General features: G+C 67.9%; 17 protein-coding genes. 6 read left to right on the top strand and 11 right to left on the bottom strand.

Translation table 11 applies throughout. From position 1 onward, the window contains the following. The first annotated feature begins 38 nt into the window (after nt 1-38). Nucleotides 39-842, top strand: coding sequence for a CoA pyrophosphatase (locus tag AC5P8Z_RS02485; protein ID WP_286071474.1), 804 nt, complete (start codon nt 39-41; stop codon nt 840-842). Then, a complete protein-coding gene (locus tag AC5P8Z_RS02480) occupies nt 839-1,741 on the top strand; it encodes a sulfurtransferase (protein WP_495227988.1) in 903 nt (300 codons plus the stop codon). The genes AC5P8Z_RS02485 and AC5P8Z_RS02480 overlap by 4 nt, the downstream gene beginning before the upstream one ends. Nucleotides 1,742-2,124: 383 nt before the next feature. On the opposite strand, the gene AC5P8Z_RS02475 is transcribed toward AC5P8Z_RS02480, so the two are convergent. Beyond that, nucleotides 2,125-2,691 carry an N-acetylmuramoyl-L-alanine amidase gene (locus AC5P8Z_RS02475; RefSeq protein ID WP_495227987.1) on the bottom strand — a complete coding sequence of 189 codons (567 nt, stop codon included), beginning with the start codon at nt 2,689-2,691 and terminating at the stop codon, nt 2,125-2,127. A 72-nt stretch (nt 2,692-2,763) separates the two neighbouring features. Between AC5P8Z_RS02475 and AC5P8Z_RS02470 the strand changes: the two genes are divergently transcribed. Further along, on the top strand, nt 2,764-3,291 hold the full coding sequence (locus AC5P8Z_RS02470) for an alpha/beta hydrolase (RefSeq protein ID WP_295565672.1): 528 nt from the start codon (nt 2,764-2,766) through the stop codon (nt 3,289-3,291). 145 nt (nt 3,292-3,436) lie between these two features. After that, nucleotides 3,437-5,575, top strand: a complete 2,139-nt coding sequence (rlmKL, locus tag AC5P8Z_RS02465) for a bifunctional 23S rRNA (guanine(2069)-N(7))-methyltransferase RlmK/23S rRNA (guanine(2445)-N(2))-methyltransferase RlmL (RefSeq protein WP_286071478.1) — start codon at nt 3,437-3,439, stop codon at nt 5,573-5,575. 120 nt (nt 5,576-5,695) lie between these two features. Here rlmKL and AC5P8Z_RS02460 read toward each other — a convergent pair whose 3' ends face one another. The 8 genes from AC5P8Z_RS02460 to aptA all read right to left on the bottom strand — a co-directional run bounded on the left by AC5P8Z_RS02460 (nt 5,696) and on the right by aptA (nt 14,768). Continuing rightward, nucleotides 5,696-6,169, bottom strand: coding sequence for a hypothetical protein (locus tag AC5P8Z_RS02460; RefSeq protein WP_286071480.1), 474 nt, complete (start codon nt 6,167-6,169; stop codon nt 5,696-5,698). A 29-nt stretch (nt 6,170-6,198) separates the two neighbouring features. Next, the gene (locus tag AC5P8Z_RS02455) at nt 6,199-6,528 is read right to left on the bottom strand and encodes a DUF3325 domain-containing protein (RefSeq protein ID WP_286071481.1); all 330 of its coding nucleotides are present in this window, start codon (nt 6,526-6,528) and stop codon (nt 6,199-6,201) included. Further along, the gene (locus AC5P8Z_RS02450) at nt 6,525-8,162 is read right to left on the bottom strand and encodes a PepSY-associated TM helix domain-containing protein (protein ID WP_495227984.1); all 1,638 of its coding nucleotides are present in this window, start codon (nt 8,160-8,162) and stop codon (nt 6,525-6,527) included. Before AC5P8Z_RS02450 ends, AC5P8Z_RS02455 begins: the two co-directional genes overlap by 4 nt. Then, nucleotides 8,159-8,473, bottom strand: a complete 315-nt coding sequence (locus AC5P8Z_RS02445) for a DUF3649 domain-containing protein (RefSeq protein WP_495227983.1) — start codon at nt 8,471-8,473, stop codon at nt 8,159-8,161. The genes AC5P8Z_RS02450 and AC5P8Z_RS02445 overlap by 4 nt, the downstream gene beginning before the upstream one ends. A gap of 106 nt (nt 8,474-8,579) precedes the next feature. Then, nucleotides 8,580-10,778: a TonB-dependent siderophore receptor gene (locus AC5P8Z_RS02440; RefSeq protein WP_495227982.1), complete on the bottom strand. Its 2,199-nt coding sequence runs from the start codon at nt 10,776-10,778 to the stop codon at nt 8,580-8,582. Between the two features lie 285 nt (nt 10,779-11,063). Continuing rightward, a complete protein-coding gene (locus tag AC5P8Z_RS02435) occupies nt 11,064-12,350 on the bottom strand; it encodes a DUF445 domain-containing protein (protein ID WP_495227981.1) in 1,287 nt (428 codons plus the stop codon). Between the two features lie 123 nt (nt 12,351-12,473). Further along, nucleotides 12,474-13,352 carry a ParB N-terminal domain-containing protein gene (locus tag AC5P8Z_RS02430; RefSeq protein WP_286071487.1) on the bottom strand — a complete coding sequence of 293 codons (879 nt, stop codon included), beginning with the start codon at nt 13,350-13,352 and terminating at the stop codon, nt 12,474-12,476. Nucleotides 13,353-13,415: 63 nt separating this feature from the next. Continuing rightward, nucleotides 13,416-14,768, bottom strand: coding sequence for an omega-aminotransferase AptA (gene aptA, locus AC5P8Z_RS02425; RefSeq protein ID WP_495227980.1), 1,353 nt, complete (start codon nt 14,766-14,768; stop codon nt 13,416-13,418). A 103-nt stretch (nt 14,769-14,871) separates the two neighbouring features. Here aptA and AC5P8Z_RS02420 point away from each other — a divergent pair, with 103 nt between their 5' ends. After that, nucleotides 14,872-16,368: an aldehyde dehydrogenase gene (locus AC5P8Z_RS02420; RefSeq protein ID WP_495227979.1), complete on the top strand. Its 1,497-nt coding sequence runs from the start codon at nt 14,872-14,874 to the stop codon at nt 16,366-16,368. A gap of 115 nt (nt 16,369-16,483) precedes the next feature. Here the strand turns inward: AC5P8Z_RS02420 and AC5P8Z_RS02415 are convergent, their stop codons facing one another. Then, nucleotides 16,484-17,125 (bottom strand): hypothetical protein, encoded by a 642-nt coding sequence (locus AC5P8Z_RS02415; RefSeq protein WP_495227977.1) that lies wholly within the window; start codon nt 17,123-17,125, stop codon nt 16,484-16,486. A gap of 156 nt (nt 17,126-17,281) precedes the next feature. On the opposite strand from AC5P8Z_RS02415, the gene AC5P8Z_RS02410 reads away from it, so the two are divergent. Next, nucleotides 17,282-18,574, top strand: a complete 1,293-nt coding sequence (locus AC5P8Z_RS02410) for an MFS transporter (RefSeq protein ID WP_286072002.1) — start codon at nt 17,282-17,284, stop codon at nt 18,572-18,574. Here AC5P8Z_RS02410 and AC5P8Z_RS02405 read toward each other — a convergent pair. Continuing rightward, the gene (locus AC5P8Z_RS02405; RefSeq protein WP_004151683.1) at nt 18,555-19,016 is read right to left on the bottom strand and encodes a bacteriohemerythrin; all 462 of its coding nucleotides are present in this window, start codon (nt 19,014-19,016) and stop codon (nt 18,555-18,557) included. The two genes, AC5P8Z_RS02410 and AC5P8Z_RS02405, sit on opposite strands and share 20 nt — an antisense overlap. Nucleotides 19,017-19,026 lie beyond the last annotated feature (10 nt).

Below are 19,026 nucleotides of genomic sequence, written 5' to 3'. Positions count from 1 at the left end.
ATCACGCCCAATCGCGCTACTGTTGCTGGGTGCAAACAATGGAAGAAACGGCGCGTGTTGTCGCAAGTCCCTGCATCGGAGTGTGCACGCTGGATCCGCACCGGCAGTGCACCGGCTGCGGGCGGCATATCGATGAAATCGCACGGTGGTCGTCGATGAGCAACGACGAACGCAGTGGCATCCTGCATCGCGTGCAACCGCTGCGCGCGCAGCTTCAGCAGTCACTGCGCGGCTCGCTGGCCGACCACGAGCGCCTGATGCGCGCGCTGCATCCGTTGGCCGTTCCACCGGCCGGCGATGGCTGGAACCGCAGTGAGCTGATCGACCTGCTACCACCGGGACCACCGGTGGAAGCGGCGGTGCTGGCCGGCATCGTGCCACGCGCCAATGGCGCGCAGGTGATCCTCACCCGTCGCACCGAGACGCTGCGCACCCATGGTGGCCAGGTTGGCTTCCCTGGTGGCCGCACGGAACCCGATGACCGCGACGCGCTGGCGGCTGCCCTGCGCGAGAGCCAGGAAGAAATCGCACTGGCGCCTGGCCAGGTGCAGGCGCTGGGGTATCTCGATCCCTTCGTGACGATCACCGGCTACCGGGTCACCCCGGTGGTGGCGGTGGTTGATCCGGACTTCGTGCCGGTACCGCAGCCCAGCGAAGTGGCCGAGGTGTTCGAGGTGCCGCTGGACTACCTCATGGCCGCCGACAACCTGCGCCAGGTCGAAATCAACCATCGCGGCCGCATCCGCCACGTCCTCGAATACGGCTGGCCCGGCCAGCGCATCTGGGGAGCGACCGCGGCCATTCTCTACAACCTGCGTCGCCGCCTGGAGCAAGTGCAATGAACCTGATCGATCCGCCATGGACCACCCTGGTCGATGTCGCCACCCTGGCCGCCGCGTTGGGCGAGGGCATCCGGGTGGTGGACGCGCGCGCCACCGCCAGCACCGCGGTGCGCGTTGTGGATGCGCGCTCCTCGCTGGCCGACCCGCAGGCGGGAAGCAGCCAGTATCTGGCAGGTCATATCCCGGGTGCGGTGTATGCCGATCTGAATCGTGACCTGTCCGATCTGTCGCGCGTCGGCCATGGTCGCCACCCACTGCCGGACAGCGACGCCTTTGCCGCAACGCTGGGGCAGTGGGGCATCGGTCCTGATACCCAGGTGGTGGTGTACGACGGCAGCGACGGCAGCATGGCCGCCTCGCGCCTGTGGTGGCTGCTGCGCCTGATTGGTCACAGCAAGGTTGCCGTGCTCGACGGCGGCATTGCCGCCTGGCAGGCCGCCGGCCATACGTTGGAAAGCGGCCAGGCTGAAGTGACCGCGCTGCCGGCCTACCCGGGCCGCTTCGACACCACCCAGATCGCCAACGCCGATGAAATCACCGCGCGCCTGAAACATGCACCGGGCTGGTTGGTCGACGCACGCGCGGGCGAACGTTTCCGCGGCGAAGTGGAGCCCGTCGACCCGGTTGCCGGCCACGTGCCGGGCGCGGTCAATCGGCCGTTCGCGTTGAACGTGCTCGATGGCCGACTGCGCGACGCACAGGAGCTGCGCGCCGAACTGCAGGGCGTGATCGGCAACCGCGATCCAGAGCAGGTGGTGCTGATGTGTGGCTCCGGCGTGACTGCCTGCCACCTGCTGCTGGCGATGGAAAGCGCAGGCCTGAGCGGCGCACGCATCTATGCCGATTCCTGGAGCGGGTGGGTGAGCGACAGCAGCCGCCCGGTCGCCACCGGCGCCTGACCCTATCGTCTCGGTATCCACGCAAAGAGCAGTCGAGCGCGGAGCCTCTCCAGAGCCGAGCGGCCGGCTCCACGCGCATGGCGATGCGTTCAAATCATCGGCGCCCGCAGGTCATGGGGCGCGGCTCGACTCTACAAAGGCACCCTCCGATCGATCCGACTCCGTGCCGACCAACGGTCGGCACCCACCAACAGCGGCAGAAATCTGTCGAAGGCGGGGTGGGTCCGGTTGCGGGGGTGTCCGCGGCATGGATGCCGCGGCCAAGCCTCCAGGGACGGTTTTACGGCGTCCCCCGCAACCGGACCCACCCCGCCATCCCTCGGAATGCGAGCTCTTGACGTTGACGTTGCTTCTGCGGGTGCAGGGCGCAGCCCTGCAAACCCTCACCCAACCGGCTGCAATGGCACCTTCGCCAGCACCCGCGCCCACGGGAACAACGGCCCCGGGTCACGCTTGCGTGCCACCGTCAGCGCCGGATCATCACTGGCCGGCACCTGTTCCAGGTCCAGCTGGTCATGCCCGGCAATACGCCGCAGCGACGGATAGCGCGCCACCAGCGCCAGCAGCAGCTGCTCAAGTGCCTGCAGCTGCGCCTCGGTGTACGCCTCGTCCATCGCCTGGTGGCGACTGTCGAACCAGGCCGGATAGCGCCCGGTATTGACCAGCTCGATCCCCAGCGTATGCGCGTTCATGCCGCGCACGTGATGCGCCACGCGCTCGGGCGCCACATACTGCACCACGCGGCCATCGCGGTCGATGTAGAAATGCCCGCTGTTGCCGGCACCACTGTCGTACAGCACACGCTCGCCGTACTCGCGCGCCATGGCCAGGTCGGGCAGCTCGGTGCAGTGGATCACCACCATCTCCAGCGTGGCCGGGTCGCGCAGTGGCAGACGGTCTTGGTAGGGCAGGGGCTGCAGCTGCAGGCCGGGCAGGAGCGGGTTGGGCATCCGGCGATGCTAGCATTGCGTCATGAACCTGCCTTCCCTTTCCTTGTCGAACCGCGCGCACGGAGCCGGCGCGTGAGCCGCGGCCACTGCATCCTGTCCCACGGCTTCGAGAGTGGCCCGGAAGCGACCAAGGTCACCGCGCTGGCCGAGGTTGCCGAGCGCCTGGGCTGGACCCACGAGCGCCCCGACTACACCGACCTGGACGCGATGAGCGAGGTCAGCCGGGTAGGCGACGTGCCGACCCGCCTGCGCCGCCTGGTCGAGCGCGCCGCCCTTGCCGCCCGGCAGGGCCCGGTGGTGCTGGCCGGTTCCAGCCTGGGCGCCTACATCTCCGCCATCGCTTCGTTGCAGGTGCCGGTGGCAGGCCTGTTCCTGATGGTGCCGCCGACCACCATGGGCCCGATGCCGGCGCTGGATGCCGCCGCCGTGCCGACCACGGTGGTGCAGGCCTGGCATGACGACGTGGTCCCGGCCGCCGGGGTGATCGCCTGGGCGCAGGCGCGCGCCGCGCAGCTGCTGCTGGTCGATGACGGCCACCGCCTGGAACACCATGTGGAGGCCGCCGCGCAGGCCTTCGAGCGCCTGCTGCGGCAACTGTGAAGCCCGGGCGCACGGCGCGCCCGCCCGCATTGACTACAATGGCAGCCCCGGCGCCCCCGGCGCGGGCCTGCTGGCCGTCCCTACGGCCCTCCTTTCCGACCGGCCCGGCCCCTGTGCCGCGCCCGACCACCTGCGAACCGATCCCGTGAAATTCTTCGTCTCCTGCGCCAAGGGCCTGGAATACCTGCTTGCCGACGAACTGTCGGCCCTGGGCCTTGGCAAGGCCACTGCCACCATTGCCGGCGTCAACGCCGAGGGCGAACTGGAGCAGGCGCTGCGGATCGTGATGTGGTCGCGCCTGGCCAGCCGTGTGCTGTGGCCGATCGACGAATTCGAGTGCCCGGACGAACAGGCGCTGTACGACGGCGTGCGTGCGCTGCCGTGGCACGAGCACATCAAGCCGGAAATGACCCTGGCGGTGGACGCGCACGTGTCCGGCGACAAGATCACCCATGCGCGTTTCGCCGCGCAGCGGATCAAGGACGCCATCGTCGACCGCATGCGCGATGAAGGCCTGGAGCGCCCGTCGGTCAACACCGACCTGCCGGACGTGCGCGTCAACCTGTCGCTGCGCAAGGGCCGTGCCTCGCTGTCGATCGACCTCGGCGGTGGCCCGCTGCATCGCCGTGGCTGGCGTGGCGCCGCCCATGAGGCACCGCTGAAGGAGAACCTGGCCGCCGCGCTGCTGCTGCGCGCGCAGTGGCCGCGCCTGCACGCCGCCGGGGGGGGCCTGCTGGACCCGATGTGCGGCAGCGGCACGCTGCTGATCGAAGGCGCGCTGATGGCCGCCGACGTGGCTCCCGGCCTGATGCGCCATGGCAGCCTGCCGCCAAGCCGCTGGCTGGGCTTCGACAAGGCCGCCTGGAAGGCGATCCAGAGTGAAGCGCGTGACCGCGAAGCTGCTGGCCTGGCTGCGCTGAAGCCGGTCATCCACGGCAGCGACATCGACCCGACCGCGATCCAGGCGGCACGCGAGAATGCGGAAGTGGCGGGCGTCGCCCACGCGATCCGCTTCACCCGTGCCGACGTGGCTGACCTGGCTGCGCCCGAACAGGAGATCGGCGCGGTGGTCTGCAACCCGCCGTACGACGAGCGCCTGGCCGCCGATCCGGCGCTGTACCGCGCACTGGGCAATGCCCTGCAGAAGGCCGTGCCGCAGTGGCGTGCCAGCCTGCTGTGCGGCAACGACGAACTGGCCTTCGCCACCGGCCTGCGCGCGGGCAAGAAGTACCAGATGTTCAACGGTGCGCTGGAATGCGCGCTGATCGTCTGCGACCCGATTGCCGTACCGGGCCGCGACCCGGCACAGCCGCGCGAGCTGAGCGAAGGTGCGCAGATGGTGGCCAACCGCCTGCGCAAGAACCTGAAGAAGTTCAAGAGCTGGCGCGCCCGCGAGGACATCACCTGCTTCCGCGCCTACGATGCCGACCTGCCGGAGTACGCGGCGGCCATCGACGTCTACGAGGAAGACGGTGGCAAGCGCCGCACCTTCCTGCATGTGCAGGAATACGCCGCACCGGCGGCGATTCCGGAGAACGACGTGCGCCGCCGCCGCAACGAACTGCTGGCGGCCGCGCGTGAAGTGTTCGGCGTGCCGCCGGAGCAGGTCTCGATGAAGTCGCGCGAGCGCGGCAAGGGCGGCAGCAAGTACGGCCGTTTCGAGCAGCGTGACGAGTTCATCGTGGTGCGCGAGAACAACGCGCTGCTGCAGGTGAACCTGTTCGATTACCTCGATACCGGCCTGTTCCTGGACCACCGCCCGCTGCGCCGGATGATGGCCGAGCAGGTGCGTGGCAAGCGCTTCCTCAACCTGTTCTGCTACACCGGCGTGGCCAGCGTGCAGGCCGCCGTGGCCGGTGCCGCCAGCACCACCAGCGTCGACCTGTCGGCGACCTACCTGCAGTGGTGCTACGACAACCTGGCGTTGAACGGGCAGGGCGGCAACCAGCACCTGCTGGTGCAGGCCGATGCGATGGCCTGGCTGGAAGGCGACCGTGGGCAGTACGACGTGATCTTCTGCGATCCGCCGACCTTCTCCAACTCCGCCCGTGCCGACGACTTCGACGTGCAGCGCGAGCAGCTGAAGCTGCTGCGCGCAGCGGTGGCGCGGCTGGCGCCCGGCGGCGTGCTGTACTTCTCCAACAACTTCCGCCGCTTCAAGCTGGAAGAGAACGCCATCGCCGAGTTTGCCCAGTGCCGCGAGATCACCGCGCGCACCATCGGCCCGGACTTCGAGCGCAACGCGCGCATCCACCGCGCGTGGGAACTGAAGCGGTTGGGGTAATTCCAGCCGAAAGGGGATGCCGGCCAGCGGCCGGCACTACCCACGTGCGCGCAGAACGGTAGCGCCGGGCCATGCCCGGCGAGCGTGGGCCGGGTAGATCCATGCCCTGCATGGACGGCTCTACAGAACCAGCAAGCGCCCCGGCGCGTGGGCCAGCGGCCAATGCCCCCGTTCGTACAGCGCAAGCACGGGTTCCCAGTGCGCCGGCAGGCCGAGGTGCGTTTCCAGGAGGCGTTGCCGGAAGGCGAACATCGCTCCATCGCGCGCCACTAGGTGCAGGTCATGCGCACCGCAGCGCAGTGCCGGCAGATCCAGTGCCGAAAGCGCGCGCATCAAACTCCGGTTGAGTTCGCGTCGGGCGACGGCCAGTTCGGGGGTGCGGGGCAGGGCGCCGTGAAACGGATCCGAATCGCCCAGTGTTGTGGGCATCCATTCGAAACCACCGGTATCGATGGTCCGCAGTGCTTCGGCCAGCGACCGAACGGCGACGACGCCGGCCGTTGCGGGCAGTGTTTCACCCAACCGGGAAAAGAAGCCGATTCCAGCCGTCCGTTGCATCATGCTATCCATGCAGCCATTGTAGATCCACGCCATGCGTGGATGACGCAGACCCCGTCCTGCGGCTACAGCAACCCCACCACCAGCCCGACCACCGGCAGCGCGATCGCCAGCGGCGCAATCCACGTTGGTCGATACGGGTACAACCCGAACGACAGCGCCATGCCACCCAGGGTCATCGCCCCCAGCCACAGCACCGGGCCCATTGCCCAGCCGTGGTCCACCACGCACAGTGCGAACGCGACCGTCAGCAGCACCCAGCCCAGCACCCGCCACCGCGTGCGTTGCGCCGGTGTGGCAGCGGCCTTGCCATGCAGGTCGTGCTGGTGTTTCTCCATCGCCAGCGACAGCGCGGTGAACGCGGAGAACGACAGCGTCAGTGCCAGCAACATCATGCGCTGGCCTCCGCTTCGGCCGCTTCCGCAGCGTTTACTAATGCCTTCGGTGCAGCCTCAGCCGCCGCACGCTTCTTCTTCTCGGCCGCACTCAGCGGCGGCGTCCAGCGCTGCATGCGCCAGCCACACAGCGCCAGCATCGCGCCGAATGCAAGCATCGACAGGTCGACGCCGGCCAGCACCCAGTCTCCGTTGCGCAGGGTGATGCCGAGGTGGGCATGGGTGGTCAGTGCGTTGACCGCCGGGATCAGCGCGAACGCGGCCGCGCCCAGGTACAGCTGCCACGCCCACATCATCCGCTTGGGCCAGATGAAGGCGGCCAGCAACGCCGCACCCCAGGCGTAGAAGAACACGTTGGCCTCGGCGCTGGAACGCTCGGCGATGTCCAGCGGCAGCAGGCGGTTGCCCCAGAAGTACGCCGCGAAGGCGATCGGCAGGCCAGCCACGGTGCCGATGTTCAGCGCATCGACCAGGCGCAGGCCGAAGCCGGTGCGCCCGCTCTTGGCATGCTTCGGTCGTTCCTTCACCGCCCACAGCACCACGCCGCTGGCCACCATCAGGCAGCCCACCAGACCGGACAGGAAGAACAGTGCGCGCAGGCCCCAGTCGGCGAAGCGCGCCAGGTGCAGGCCGTACAGCACGCCACGGGTGGCGGTGGCACCACCGGATGGCGGTGTTTCTTCCAGCAACGCGCCGCTGATCATGTCGTAGCGCACGGCCGGGGTGTCGGTGGACAGGCGCTTGCCATCGCGCTGGCGGATGTCGATCACCGCATTGGCTGCGCCCGGGTTGGACACGGTGAAACCAGCCACTTCCACGCCGTGCCAATGCGCGCGTGCGCTGTCCAGCAGCTGTGCGATCGGCAGCGGCGCAGCGCGGCCTTCGGCCGGCGCGGTCACTTCCGGCATGCCGCCGAAGGCCTCGAAGAAGAACTTGTCCTCGTCCTGCGGGTAGGCCACCTTCACGCCCCACGGCAGGTACATGATCATCAACGTCACAATGCCGGTGTAGGTGATCATCGCGTGGTACGGCAGGGCCATCACTGCGCTGACGTTGTGGAAATCCAGCCAGGAACGCAGGCCTTTGTCCTTGCGGAAGGTGAAGAAGTCCTTGAAGATCTTCTTGTGGGTGATGACGCCGGTGATGATCGCCACCAGCATGAACATCGCGCAGAAGCCGACCAGGTAGCGCGCCCACAGCACCGGAATGTAGTGCAGGTCGAAGTGCAGGCGGTAGAAGAAGTCGCCGCCACGGGTCTCGCGCGCCTTCAACGCCTGGCCGGTGTTGGGGTCCAGCGTGGCATCGCCGAAGCCACCGCGGCGGCCACGACTGGGGTCGGCCAGTTCCGGCGGCAGCCGCCAGAACATCTGCATGGCCGGGTTGCGCGGCTGCGGCAGCGTGACGAACCAGTTCTCGGCCTGCCCGGCGTTGGCCTGCAGGTAGTCCACCGCGCGCTGCGCGGCCACTTCGATGCTGACGTTGTTGGCCGGCAGCTCCGGGCGCATCCAGCGGCTGATTTCCTCGCGGTAGTAGCTGGCGGTGCCGGCCATGAAGATCAGCAGCAGCAACCAGCCGACCAGCAGGCCGGTCCAGGTGTGCAGCCAGGCCATCGACTGGCGGAATCCGTTCTTCATGCCCAGGCTCCCATCAGGTGCGCGACGCCGGCCATCAGCAGGGCGGGGGCGAGGATGCCGACCCAGGCGCGCAGCGCGCTGCGGGTGGCGAATGCCCACAGTGCGGCGCAGGCGGCGACCAGGATCGCCAGCAGCATGCCGGTCAGCACGGTCTGGCCGCGCGCGCCCGGCAACGCCACCGCGCAGAACACGCTGGTCACAGAGGCCAGCGCATAGCCGCCGAAGATCGCGGCCAACGAACGTGACAGCACGCCCCAGCGCGGGTTGGAGAAGAAGGTGCGGGGGCTGGCGGTTGCGGGCGAGCGGTCCACGGCATTCCTGCAGGGTTCAAAGGAAGAAGGCCGGCGCGCCGAAGCGCACCGGGGTTGGCCATCCGTGGCCGGGCGCCGGTCGCAGAACCGGCGCCATCCATCAGGGTCAGAGCTTCCAGCGAAGCGTCACGGTGACATTGCGTGGTTCGCCCCAGTACACGCCGTTGTAGAAACCGACGTTGTTGAAATACTTCTTGTCCAGCAGGTTGTTGATGTTCAGCTGGGCGCTGAAGTTCTCGTTGAAGCGGTAGCCGCCAGCGAGGTTGACGAGGTAGAACGCGTCCTGGGTGATCCTGGCCTTGCTGCGATCGGGCTTGGTGCTGTTGTTCCAGATGCGGCTCTGCCAGGTCACGCCACCACCCAGCCAGAAGCGGCCGTCGATACCGCCGGGGCGCCAGCTGGCGTTGAGCCGGAAGGTGTCCTGCGGGGCGGTAGTCCGCTGCAGCACGCCGTCCTTGTTGCGGATGACGGTGTGGGCGAAACCGGCCGAGATGTTCCACTGCTCGCCGATGCTGCCTTGGGTTTCGATCTCCCAGCCCTTGACCTTGTTGCCCTTGCCGGTGGAGCGGTAGGCTTGGCTGCCGTCGGGCAGCGAGTTCACCGGCACCGAATCATCGATCTCGGCGACGTTGTCCTGCTTGCCCTCGAATACGGCGGCCGAGGCATTGAGCAGGCCGCCGAAGAATTCGGCCTTGACACCTGCTTCGTACATGTTGCCGACCACGGGCTCCAGGTAGTTGCCATTGCGGTCGCGATAGTTCTGCGGCTTGAAGATGTCGGTGTAGCTGACATAGCCGCTGAAGATCGAATTGAAGTCGTAGACCAGGCCGGCATACGGGGTGAGCATGTCGTCCGGCCGGTAGCCGGTGCGGGTGATGCGGTTGCGGTTGCCATTGGCATCGTAGCCATAGGCCCAGCTGCGGGTTTCCCAGCTGCCGTAGCGCGCGCCGACCACCGCCAGCAGCGGATCGGCCAGGCGCAGGCGCGCGGCAACGTAGGCTGCGCGCTGGCGCAGTTCATTCTGCGAAGACAGCCTGCCCAGGCGTGTCACCGGCAGCACCGGCACATTGCCGGTCCAGTGCCGCCAGTCCGGCACCACGGCATAGGCATCGTCGTAGTCGGAGTCCGTGTCTTCCGACTCGCCCTTGCGCACCGACTGGCCCAGGCCGAACACCAGTTCATGCTCGCGACCTAGCAGCTGGAACGGGCCACCGACGTTGACGTCGAACACATCCATCGTGCTGTGTTCGTTGAAGTGCGCGATGTAGGCCGTGACGCCGGTTCCATCGGCACGCGGATTGCCGGCAGCGCCGTACCAGACGCTGCCATCGGTATCGCGCAACGCGTGGCTGAGGTTACCCTTCACCGACCAGCCGTTGCCGAGCTGCTGCTCCAGCCGCGCGAAGCGGGTCTTCTCCATGATCGGCCAGGCGCTCCACGAGGCCGACAGGTTGGTCGAGCGAGGCAGGTTGGCTGGCGCGCCATCGGCGCCCCAGTACGGCACCACGCCCCAGGTCACGCCGCTGGTACGGGGCGACTGGTATTCGTAGCCCACCTCGAACAGCGTGCTGTCGCTCAGGTCGGCCTGCACGATGCCGTAGAACACATCCTTGTCGAGCGAATAGACATCACGGAATGAATCGCTCTGCTGCTTGGCCGCGACCACGCGCGCACGGATGCGTCCGTCCCAGGCAACCGGACCACCGAGATCCGCTTCCAGGCGGCGGTTGTCCCAGCGTCCCACCGTGAGGTTGGCGCCCATCTGGAACGAGTCGGTTGGGCGCTTGCGGATCATGCTGATGGTGCCGGACGGATCGCCGGCGCCGGTGGTCAGGCCGGTGGCGCCGCGGACCACTTCGATGCGCTCGTAGATTACGTTGTCGGTGTTGGTCTTGACCGAGCCACCGAACGTATTGAGCATGCCGTCGATCTGGAAATTGTCGATGGTGTAGCCGCGCGAGACATAGTTGATGCGCTCGCTGTCGGTGACCGACACGCTGACGCCGGTCACCTGGCCCATCACGTCCGACAGCGAGAACAGGCTCATGTCGTCCAGGCGCTGGCGGGTGATCACCGTCACCGACTGCGGCGTCTCGCGCAGCGACAGGTCCAGCCTGGTCGCACTGCGCGCGTTCTTCACCGTGTAGCTGTTGGGAATCTCGCCGTCGGCGGTCACCTTCACGGTATCCAGCGTGCGCGCGGAAGATTCGGCGGTGCCGTCGGCGTGTGCCAGCGGAGCGATCATCAGTGCGGTCACGGCCAGGGCCAGCAGAGTGGGACGAGGGAGGTTCAGCGGCATTGCCATCGGTGCGATTCCATTCAGGACGAAACAGGCGATGGAATGCGCAGACGCAGCAGCCGCGCTTTCCGCGCACGTCGCCCAGCGAGTCCCATCGACGGTGCGCCACCCGCGCAGAGCGGGCGACCCGGTAGTCGGGGGGATGTACACGGGCGAAGGGGCGGGTGGGTGCGAGCTTCCATGCCCCGCTTGGCTAAGCGTACAACCGATTGGCAAATGATAGGCATTCGCATTTCGTTAATCAAGCGTGACGGCGCCCGCTCCCGTGCAGACGCTGATCCACACGGGGATTCAGAAGCGGAAAAGGACGGTTGCCGCGTGCAGCAGCAGGCCGATCAGGCCGCCGACCAGGGTGCCGTTGAAGCGGATGAACTGCAGGTCACGGCCCACGCTCAGTTCCAGCTGCTCGACCAGGTGGCGCTCGTCCCAGCCCTTCACGGTCTGCGCGATATGCGTGGTCACGCCCTCGCGCAGGCGCCCGGTCAGGCGCTGCGCACCTTCCATCAGGTGCTGGTTCAGTGCCTCGCGCAGGGCGGGGTCGGCCTGCAGGCTGGCACCGAGCGAGCCCAGGCTGCGCTGCAGGTGGCCGACCAGCGCCGAGTCCTCGCGTTGCAGGTCTGCGCGCAGGCTGGCATGGATGCGCGCCCACAGCCCCTGCACGTACTCCTGAAGGGCCGGATGATCGATCATTTCCTGCTTGAGCTGCTCGATGCGCCCGGCCAGCGCCGGATCCTCGCGCAGGCGCTGCACGTAGCTCTGCAGCCAGGTCTCGTAGTCCTGGCGCAGTGGATGCTGCGGCTCGGCCAGTACCTGCTGCAGCTCTTCCAGCACCGCGCGGGCCAGGCGTTCGGCCAGGCTGTCGCCGATCTCGTCGATCGGCTTGACCCAGTTCACCGTGCTCGACAGCGTCGGCCATTCGCGCTGGATGTAGCGCACGATCAGCTGCGAGGCGCGCTCCTTCACTTCCGGCTGTTCCAGCCAGCGCCCCAGCCGTTGCAGGCCCTCGTCCAGCACGCGCTGGTGGCGGCCATCGGCGGTCAGCAACGCCAGCAGATCGCCGGCGGTGGCGGCGGCATTCCACTGCCGCAGCTGCTGCACCACGAAGCCGTGCAGCTGCCGGCGCACGGCAGTTTCGTCGAAGAAGTCCAGTGCCTGCAGCGCCCAGCCGCGGGCCATGTCGGCCAGCATGCGCGAGCGTGCCGGGTCGGCCAGCCAGCTGCCCAGGCGGCTGGCCGGATCGAATACCTGCAGCTTGGCCAGCAGCACACCCGGCTCCAGGAACTGGTCGCGCACGAACAGCGCCAGGCTGTCGCCGATGCGTTCCTTGCTGCGCGGGATGATGGCGGTGTGCGGAATCGGCAGGCCCATGGGCCGCCGGAACAGCGCGACCACGGCGAACCAGTCGGCCAGCGCGCCCACGGCCGCGGCTTCGCAGAAGGCGGAGACCCAGGCCCATACGCCGCGCTCGCCCTGCCAGTGGCTGACCGCGAAACCGGCCAGCATCAACAGCAGCAGGCCCAGCGCGAGGGCTTTCAGGCGCCGCAGCTGGGCGCGGCGCGGATCGTTGGCAGGCGTCATTGCACGAGTCTAACCGCAGCCTGGTGACGCCTGCCTGTAGAGCCGAGCCCATGCTCGGCAGCTGTTTGACGCGCGCAGGGCAGCCGAGCACGGGCTCGGCTCTACAGCGGCGTGACGCGACCGTTACAGTGCTTCGAGCTGTTTACGCAGCGCGGCCAGCTGCGCGCGCAGGGTGTCGTTCTCGCGGGTCAGGGCAACCACGCGACGGCGCAGGGCCGGTGCATCCTCACCCAGCTGTTCCAGCGCCGACAGCACTTCGGCATCGCGGCTGGCGATCTCGTCCTCGTCCGCTTCCGCGAAGTCCATCTCGGCCGGCTCCGGCTTCGGCGCGCGCGGCTTGCGCTTGGACTCGCGCACGCGCTTGGCAGCCTGCTTCAGCTCGTCCTTGCCACCGGCGGCGGCGGCGCGCTGCTCTTCTTCCGGCAGGTCGGCCACGGCCGCAGCGGCGCTGATCGAGATCATGCCGGCCTTCACCGCTTCCACCACCTCGGCCGCAGCCTGGGCGTGGATGCGCTCGATCATGCCGACCTGGCTGGTGCTCAGCTTGGCTTCGCGGGCCAGCTCGGCGCGGCTGATCTTCGGTGCCGGTTCCCACGGCGGGCTGTCCTCACCGGCGTCCTCGACGGCTTCGGCGGTGCCGTCGCTCTCGCGCTGCAGCTGCGCCTGCTCGACCTGCTTGCGGGCGGCCAGGATGTCGCGCTTGCGCAGCGCCAGCACGCCGCGCTGGAAGTCGGACACGCTGCGGCGGCCCAGGTGCTGTTCGATCATCCACAGGTGTACGTCTTCCATGCTCTGGAAGCGGGTGTTCTGCACGGTGTTGAACGGCAGGCCGTGCTTCTGGCAGATGCCGAAGCGGTTGTGACCATCGACCAGCACGTTACCCCACAGCACCAGTGCATCGCGGCAACCTTCGGCCAGGATGCTGCGTTCCAGCGCGTCATGTTCGTCCGCGGTCAGCGGGTCGATGTAGGCCTTGAGTTCTTCTTTGACGACGATATCCATGGGCACGGCAGCGAGCGGGAGCGGAACCGCCCATTGTACCCGCTCGCCAGCGCCGGCCAGGGCTCAGGCGGTGGCCCGGATCATCTCGCCCAGCGTGCCGGTGATCTGGTCGATCTGCGCCTTGTCCACGATCAGCGGCGGCGACAGCGCGATGATGTCACCGGTACAGCGCACCAGCAGCCGGCCGTCCTGGAAGCAGCGCCGGAACACCTCATAGCCACGGCTGCCGGGAGTATCGCGGCGCGGCGCCAGCTCGACCGCGCCGACCAGCCCGAAGTTGCGGATGTCGATCACGTTGGGCAGGCCCTGCAGCGCATGCAGCCGTTCCTGCCAGTACTCGCCCAGTTCGATGGCCCGTTCGAACAGGCGTTCCTCGGCGTAGACCTCCAGCGTGGCCAGTGCGGCCGCACAGGCCAGCGGGTGGCCGGAATAGGTATAGCCGTGGAACAGTTCGATGGCCTGCGGCGGTGCCTGCATCAGCGTGGCATGCACGGCGTCGCTGGCCAGCACGCCGCCCAGCGGTACCGCGCCATTGCTGACCGCCTTGGCGAAGGTCAGCAGGTCCGGAGTGACCCCGAAGCGCTGGGCGGCGAACGACATGCCGACCCGGCCGAAGCCGGTGATGACCTCGTCGAACACCAGCAGGATGCCGTGGTGGTCGCAGAGTTCGCGTAGGCGCTGCAGATAGCCCGGCGCCGGCAGGATCACCCCGGCGGACCCGGCGATGGGCTCGACGAACACCGCCGCGATGGTCGAGGCATCGTGCAGCGCGATCAGCCGCTCCAGGTCGTCGGCCAGTTCAGCGCCCTGGCGCGGCAGGCCTTTGCTGAACGCGTTGCGCTGCAGGTCCAGGGTGTGGCGCAGGTAGTCCACGCCGCCCAGCTGCAGGCCGAACGCCCGGCGGTTGTTGGGCAGCCCGCCCAGCGCCATGCCACCGAAACCCACGCCGTGGTAGGCCTTCTCGCGGCTGATGAAGCGCGTGCGCTGGCCCTCGCCGCGCTGGCGGTGGTAGGCCAGCACGATCTTCATCGCGGTATCCACCGCCTCGGAACCGGAGCTGGTGAAGAACACATGGTTCAGCGGGGCAGGCGCCAGTGCGGCCAGCCGCTGCGCCAGCGCGAATGCCGGCGGCGAGCCCATCTGAAAGGCTGGCGAGTAGTCGAGCGTGCGCGCCTGCTCGACGATGGCCTCGACGATACGCGGCCGCGCGTGGCCGGCGTTGCAGCACCAGAGGCCGGCCGTGCCATCGAGGATCTGGCGGCCGTCGACATCTTCGTAGTGCATGCCCTCGGCACGCACCAGCACACGCGGCGCTGCCTTGTACTGGCGGTTGGCGGTGAATGGCATCCAGTACGCCTCAAGTGACTCGGGGCGCCGGGTCGCCAGATCGTGCAGGTCGCTCGCGGGACGCTTCATGCCAGCTCCATCGGGTCCGATAGGGGGAATGTAGCGCAGCCGCGTCACGGCGGAGTCGCGGCCACGCCGGTATAACCGGGGAAACTGTTCCGAGGAGCCGCACATGGCCGACTTTCCCGACCGCAGCCACTGGCAGGCGCTGTCCCAGCAGCTGTCGATGCCGACCCAGGCATTCATCGATGGCCGCTACGTCGATGCTGCCCACGGTGCGCGCTTCGACTGCATCAGTCCGATTGATGGCCGCGTGCTGGCGACGGTTGCCGACTGCGACGCACAGGACGTGGAGCGCGCAGTGCTGGCGGCGCGGCGTGCCTTCGATGCGGGCCACTGGTCGCAGGCGAGCCCGGCCCATCGCAAGCGCGTGTTGTTGGCCCTGGCAGGGCTGGTGGAAAAACACGCCGACGAGCTTGCCCTGCTGGAAACCCTGGACATGGGCAAGCCGGTGCGCGATGCACGCCGTATCGACCTGCCCGGCGTGGTGCGCTGCCTGACCTGGACTGCCGAGGCAGTGGACAAGCTGTATGGCGAAATCGCACCTACCGGACCGCATGAGCTGGGCCTGGTCACGCGCGAGGCCGCAGGCGTGGTGGCGGCGATCGTGCCGTGGAATTTCCCGCTGCTGATGGCCTGCTGGAAGATCGCCCCGGCACTGGCGATGGGCAATTCGGTGGTGCTCAAGCCGTCCGAGCGTTCGCCCCTGAGTGCATTGCGGCTGGCGGCGCTGGCCGCCGAGGCGGGCCTGCCGGAGGGGGTGCTGAACGTGCTGCCCGGCCATGGCGTGCGCGTGGGCGAGCCCTTGGCACTGCACATGGACGTGGACGTGCTGGCCTTCACCGGTTCCACCGCCACCGGCGCAAAGCTGCTGGAGTATGCGGGGCGGTCCAACCTCAAGCGGGTCTGGCTGGAATGCGGCGGCAAGAGCCCGCACGTGGTGTTCGCCGACGCACCGGACCTGGACGCAGCAGCCAAGAGCGTGGCGCAGGGCATCTTCTTCAACCAAGGCGAAGTGTGCACCGCCGGTTCACGGCTGCTGGTACAGCGCTCGATCCGTGAGGACTTCGTGCACCAGGTGATTGCCTACGGCCAGCACATGCAGCCCCGGCATCCACTGGACGCCGATGCACCAATGGGTGCGCTGGTCGACGCCGCGCACGTGGACAAGGTGCTGGCCGATATCGCGCGTGCCGAAGGCGAGGGCGCTCGTCTGCTGCTGGGTGGCCATCGGGCCGAGGTGGCGGCGGGCGGTTGCTATGTGCAGCCCACGGTGTTCGACCAAGTGCATCCGGACCAGGCATTGGCGCGCGAGGAAGTATTCGGGCCGGTGCTGGCGGTGCTTGGTTTCGAGGATGAAGCCGAGGCGGTTCGCGTGGCCAATGACAGCCGCTATGGGCTGGCGGCAGGTCTATGGACGCGCGACCTGGCCCGGGCCCACCGTGTTGCGCGGCGACTGCGCGCTGGCAGCGTGTGGGTGAATGGCTGGGATGGTGGTGACATGACCGCCCCGTTCGGTGGCTACAAGCAGTCCGGCAACGGGCGCGACAAATCGCTGCACGCGTTTGACAAGTACAGCGAGCTCAAGGCCACCTGGATCCAGTTGTAACAACGCGCTTGCCGGACGGCCATTCGCTCCTTGTAGAGCCGAGCCATGCTCGGCTGCTTTTCGCAAAGAGCAGCCGAGCATGGCTCGGCTCTACAGAAGGCAGACAGCCATCGAGCTACCGGCAACGCGCGCTCACCTGCAGCACCGCCGCGCGCAGCAGGTCCCGGTCGTCCTTCTCAACGGCATTCTGGAAATAGTCCATGTCCTGCTTCCCCAGTTCGCACGGGTCGACGATGTACCCCGGCGGCCACAGCCCCAGCAGCTGCGCCACACCGTGCACGATCTGCTCCGGGGTCATCTGCCGGCGGATGCGGAAGTAGTTGCGACGCGGTGCGAACGCGGGATGTACCTCGCGGCGACCGATCAGGCGCGGGGCAACACCTGCGGCGCTGATGCCATCGACACCGTCGATACTGCCCGCAGGCAGCCCCAGGATCAGCGGTGCCGAAGCCGTCGGCGCCTCCGTCGCAGGCACGGCGGCTTCTGCCGACGCAACCGGGGCCGGGCGGGGCTTCACTGCCGCAGCCGGGGGCGTCACCGGTGTGGACGACAACGCCGGAGGTAAGGGCGCCGGCGCCGGCAGCTCCGGTGGCAGCCAGCGCAGCGAGATCCGTGCGCCATCGTCACCGCGCAGCACGATCCGGGCCGTGCCCCACAACCACACCGCCATCAGGCCGTGCACCAGTAGTACCACCAGCCACGCCGTCATCGGCGGCAGCTTCGGGGAATCGGACCACGACAACGCAACTGCAGCCATCGGCAAGGCATCCATGCAGGGACCGGTGGCGCAGCCTAGCGGGTGTCCAGAAAATTTTCGTTGGCATCGGTGTCGGCTGAAACCATCGCTGCGTGTGGCCACCGGCCCGTGGCAGAATCGGTCGATCCACCGCAACCTGTATTGCCGATGTCGACGATCACCGCTGCCGCGCCACCTGCGAATTCTCCCCGCCGTGTCCTGCTGGCCAGCCTGATCGGCACCACCATCGAATTCTTCGATTTCTACATCTACGCCACCGCTGCCGTGCTGGTGTTCCCGCACCTGTTCTTCCCGGACAGCAGCGAGCAGGCGGCGCTGCTGCAGTCACTGGCAACGTTCGCGGTGGCGTTCATCGCGCGCCCGGTCGGCTCGGCGGTATTCGGTCATTTCGGCGACCGCATCGGCCGCAAGGCCACCCTGGTGGCCGCGCTGTTGACCATGGGCCTGTCCACGGTGCTGATCGGCCTGCTGCCCACCCATGCGCAGATCGGGCTGTGGGCGCCGGCGCTGTTGGCGCTGTGCCGTTTCGGCCAGGGCCTGGGGCTGGGCGGTGAATGGGGTGGGGCGGTGCTGCTGGCCACCGAGAACGCGCCGCCGGGCAAGCGCGCCTGGTACGGCATGTTCCCGCAGCTGGGCGCGCCACTGGGCTTCCTGTTGTCGGCCGGCATCTTCCTGGTGCTGGGCCGTTGCCTGAGCCAGGGTGACTTCCTGCAGTGGGGCTGGCGCATTCCGTTCGTGGCCAGCGCGCTGCTGGTCGGCCTTGGCCTGTGGGTGCGCCTGAACATCCACGAGACCCCCGATTTCAAGCAGGCGCTGGAGCGCAAAGCACCGGTGCGGTTGCCGATGTGGACGGTGCTGCGCGATTACCCGGTGCCGATGCTGCTGGGCACGCTCGGGGCGTTCGCCACCTTCGTGCTGTTCTACCTGATGACGGTGTTCAGCCTGGGTCATGGCACTGCGGTACTGGGCTACAGCCGCGAGCAGTTCCTGCTGATGCAGATGGCCGGCATGCTGTTCTTCGCACTGGGTATTCCGCTGTCGGCGCGCTATGGCGACCGTTGGGGCACGCGGCGCACGATGATCGTCGCCAGCGTACTGATCGTCGGTTTCGGCGTGCTTTTCGCACCGCTGTTCCAGCCGCACAGCCCGTGGCTGGTCACCGCCTTCCTGTGCCTGGGGCTGTTCCTGATGGGCCTGACCTACGGCCCCTGCGGTACCTTCCTGGCCGAGATCTACCCGGTGGAGGTGCGCTACACCGGTGCGTCGCTGTCCTTCAACCTGGCCGGCATCCTCGGTGCAGCGCCGGCCCCGTACCTGGCCACCTGGCTGGCCGAGCGCTTCGGCCTCGTCGCGGTCGGCTACTACCTGTGCCTGACGGCGGTGGCGACGCTGTGCGCGCTGGTGGCACTGCACCGCCGCGCGCTGCGGTTCAGCCAAAGAAGCGCTTGAGCGTGCGGCCGAGCCAACCGCCGCCCTGGTGCTCGCGGGCGAACTGGTTCAGGTGCGCCTTGACCTGCTCGGCGTACGCCTGGTCGTCACCGCGGATGTGATTGAACAGCCAGCGCGAGAGCATGGTGCGCAGCTCGTCGCTGATGTCCTCGCCGGCCTGGAAGCGCATGCGGTATTCCGAGACGCGCTTGATGAAGACCTCATGCACGCGCTTGTGCGCGGCACAGAACGGATAGCCCGCTTCTTCCATCAGCTCTTCCTCGAACGCGAAGTGCGACATGGTGTAGTCCACCACTTCGTCGATCACTTCGCCCACCGCTGCACGCTGCATGCTGGCCTGGGCCACGTGCAGGTGGTTGAGCATCTCGATGATGCGGCGGTGTTGTTGGTCGATCACATCGATGCCGATGTTCAGATCGTCCTGCCAGACCAGTAGTGCCATCCCCGGCTCC

Source organism: Stenotrophomonas sp. YJH_SMC_17 (assembly GCF_059371655.1).
Note: the sequence above shows the minus strand (reverse complement) of the source record. Positions and strands in the feature narration are given on the sequence as shown.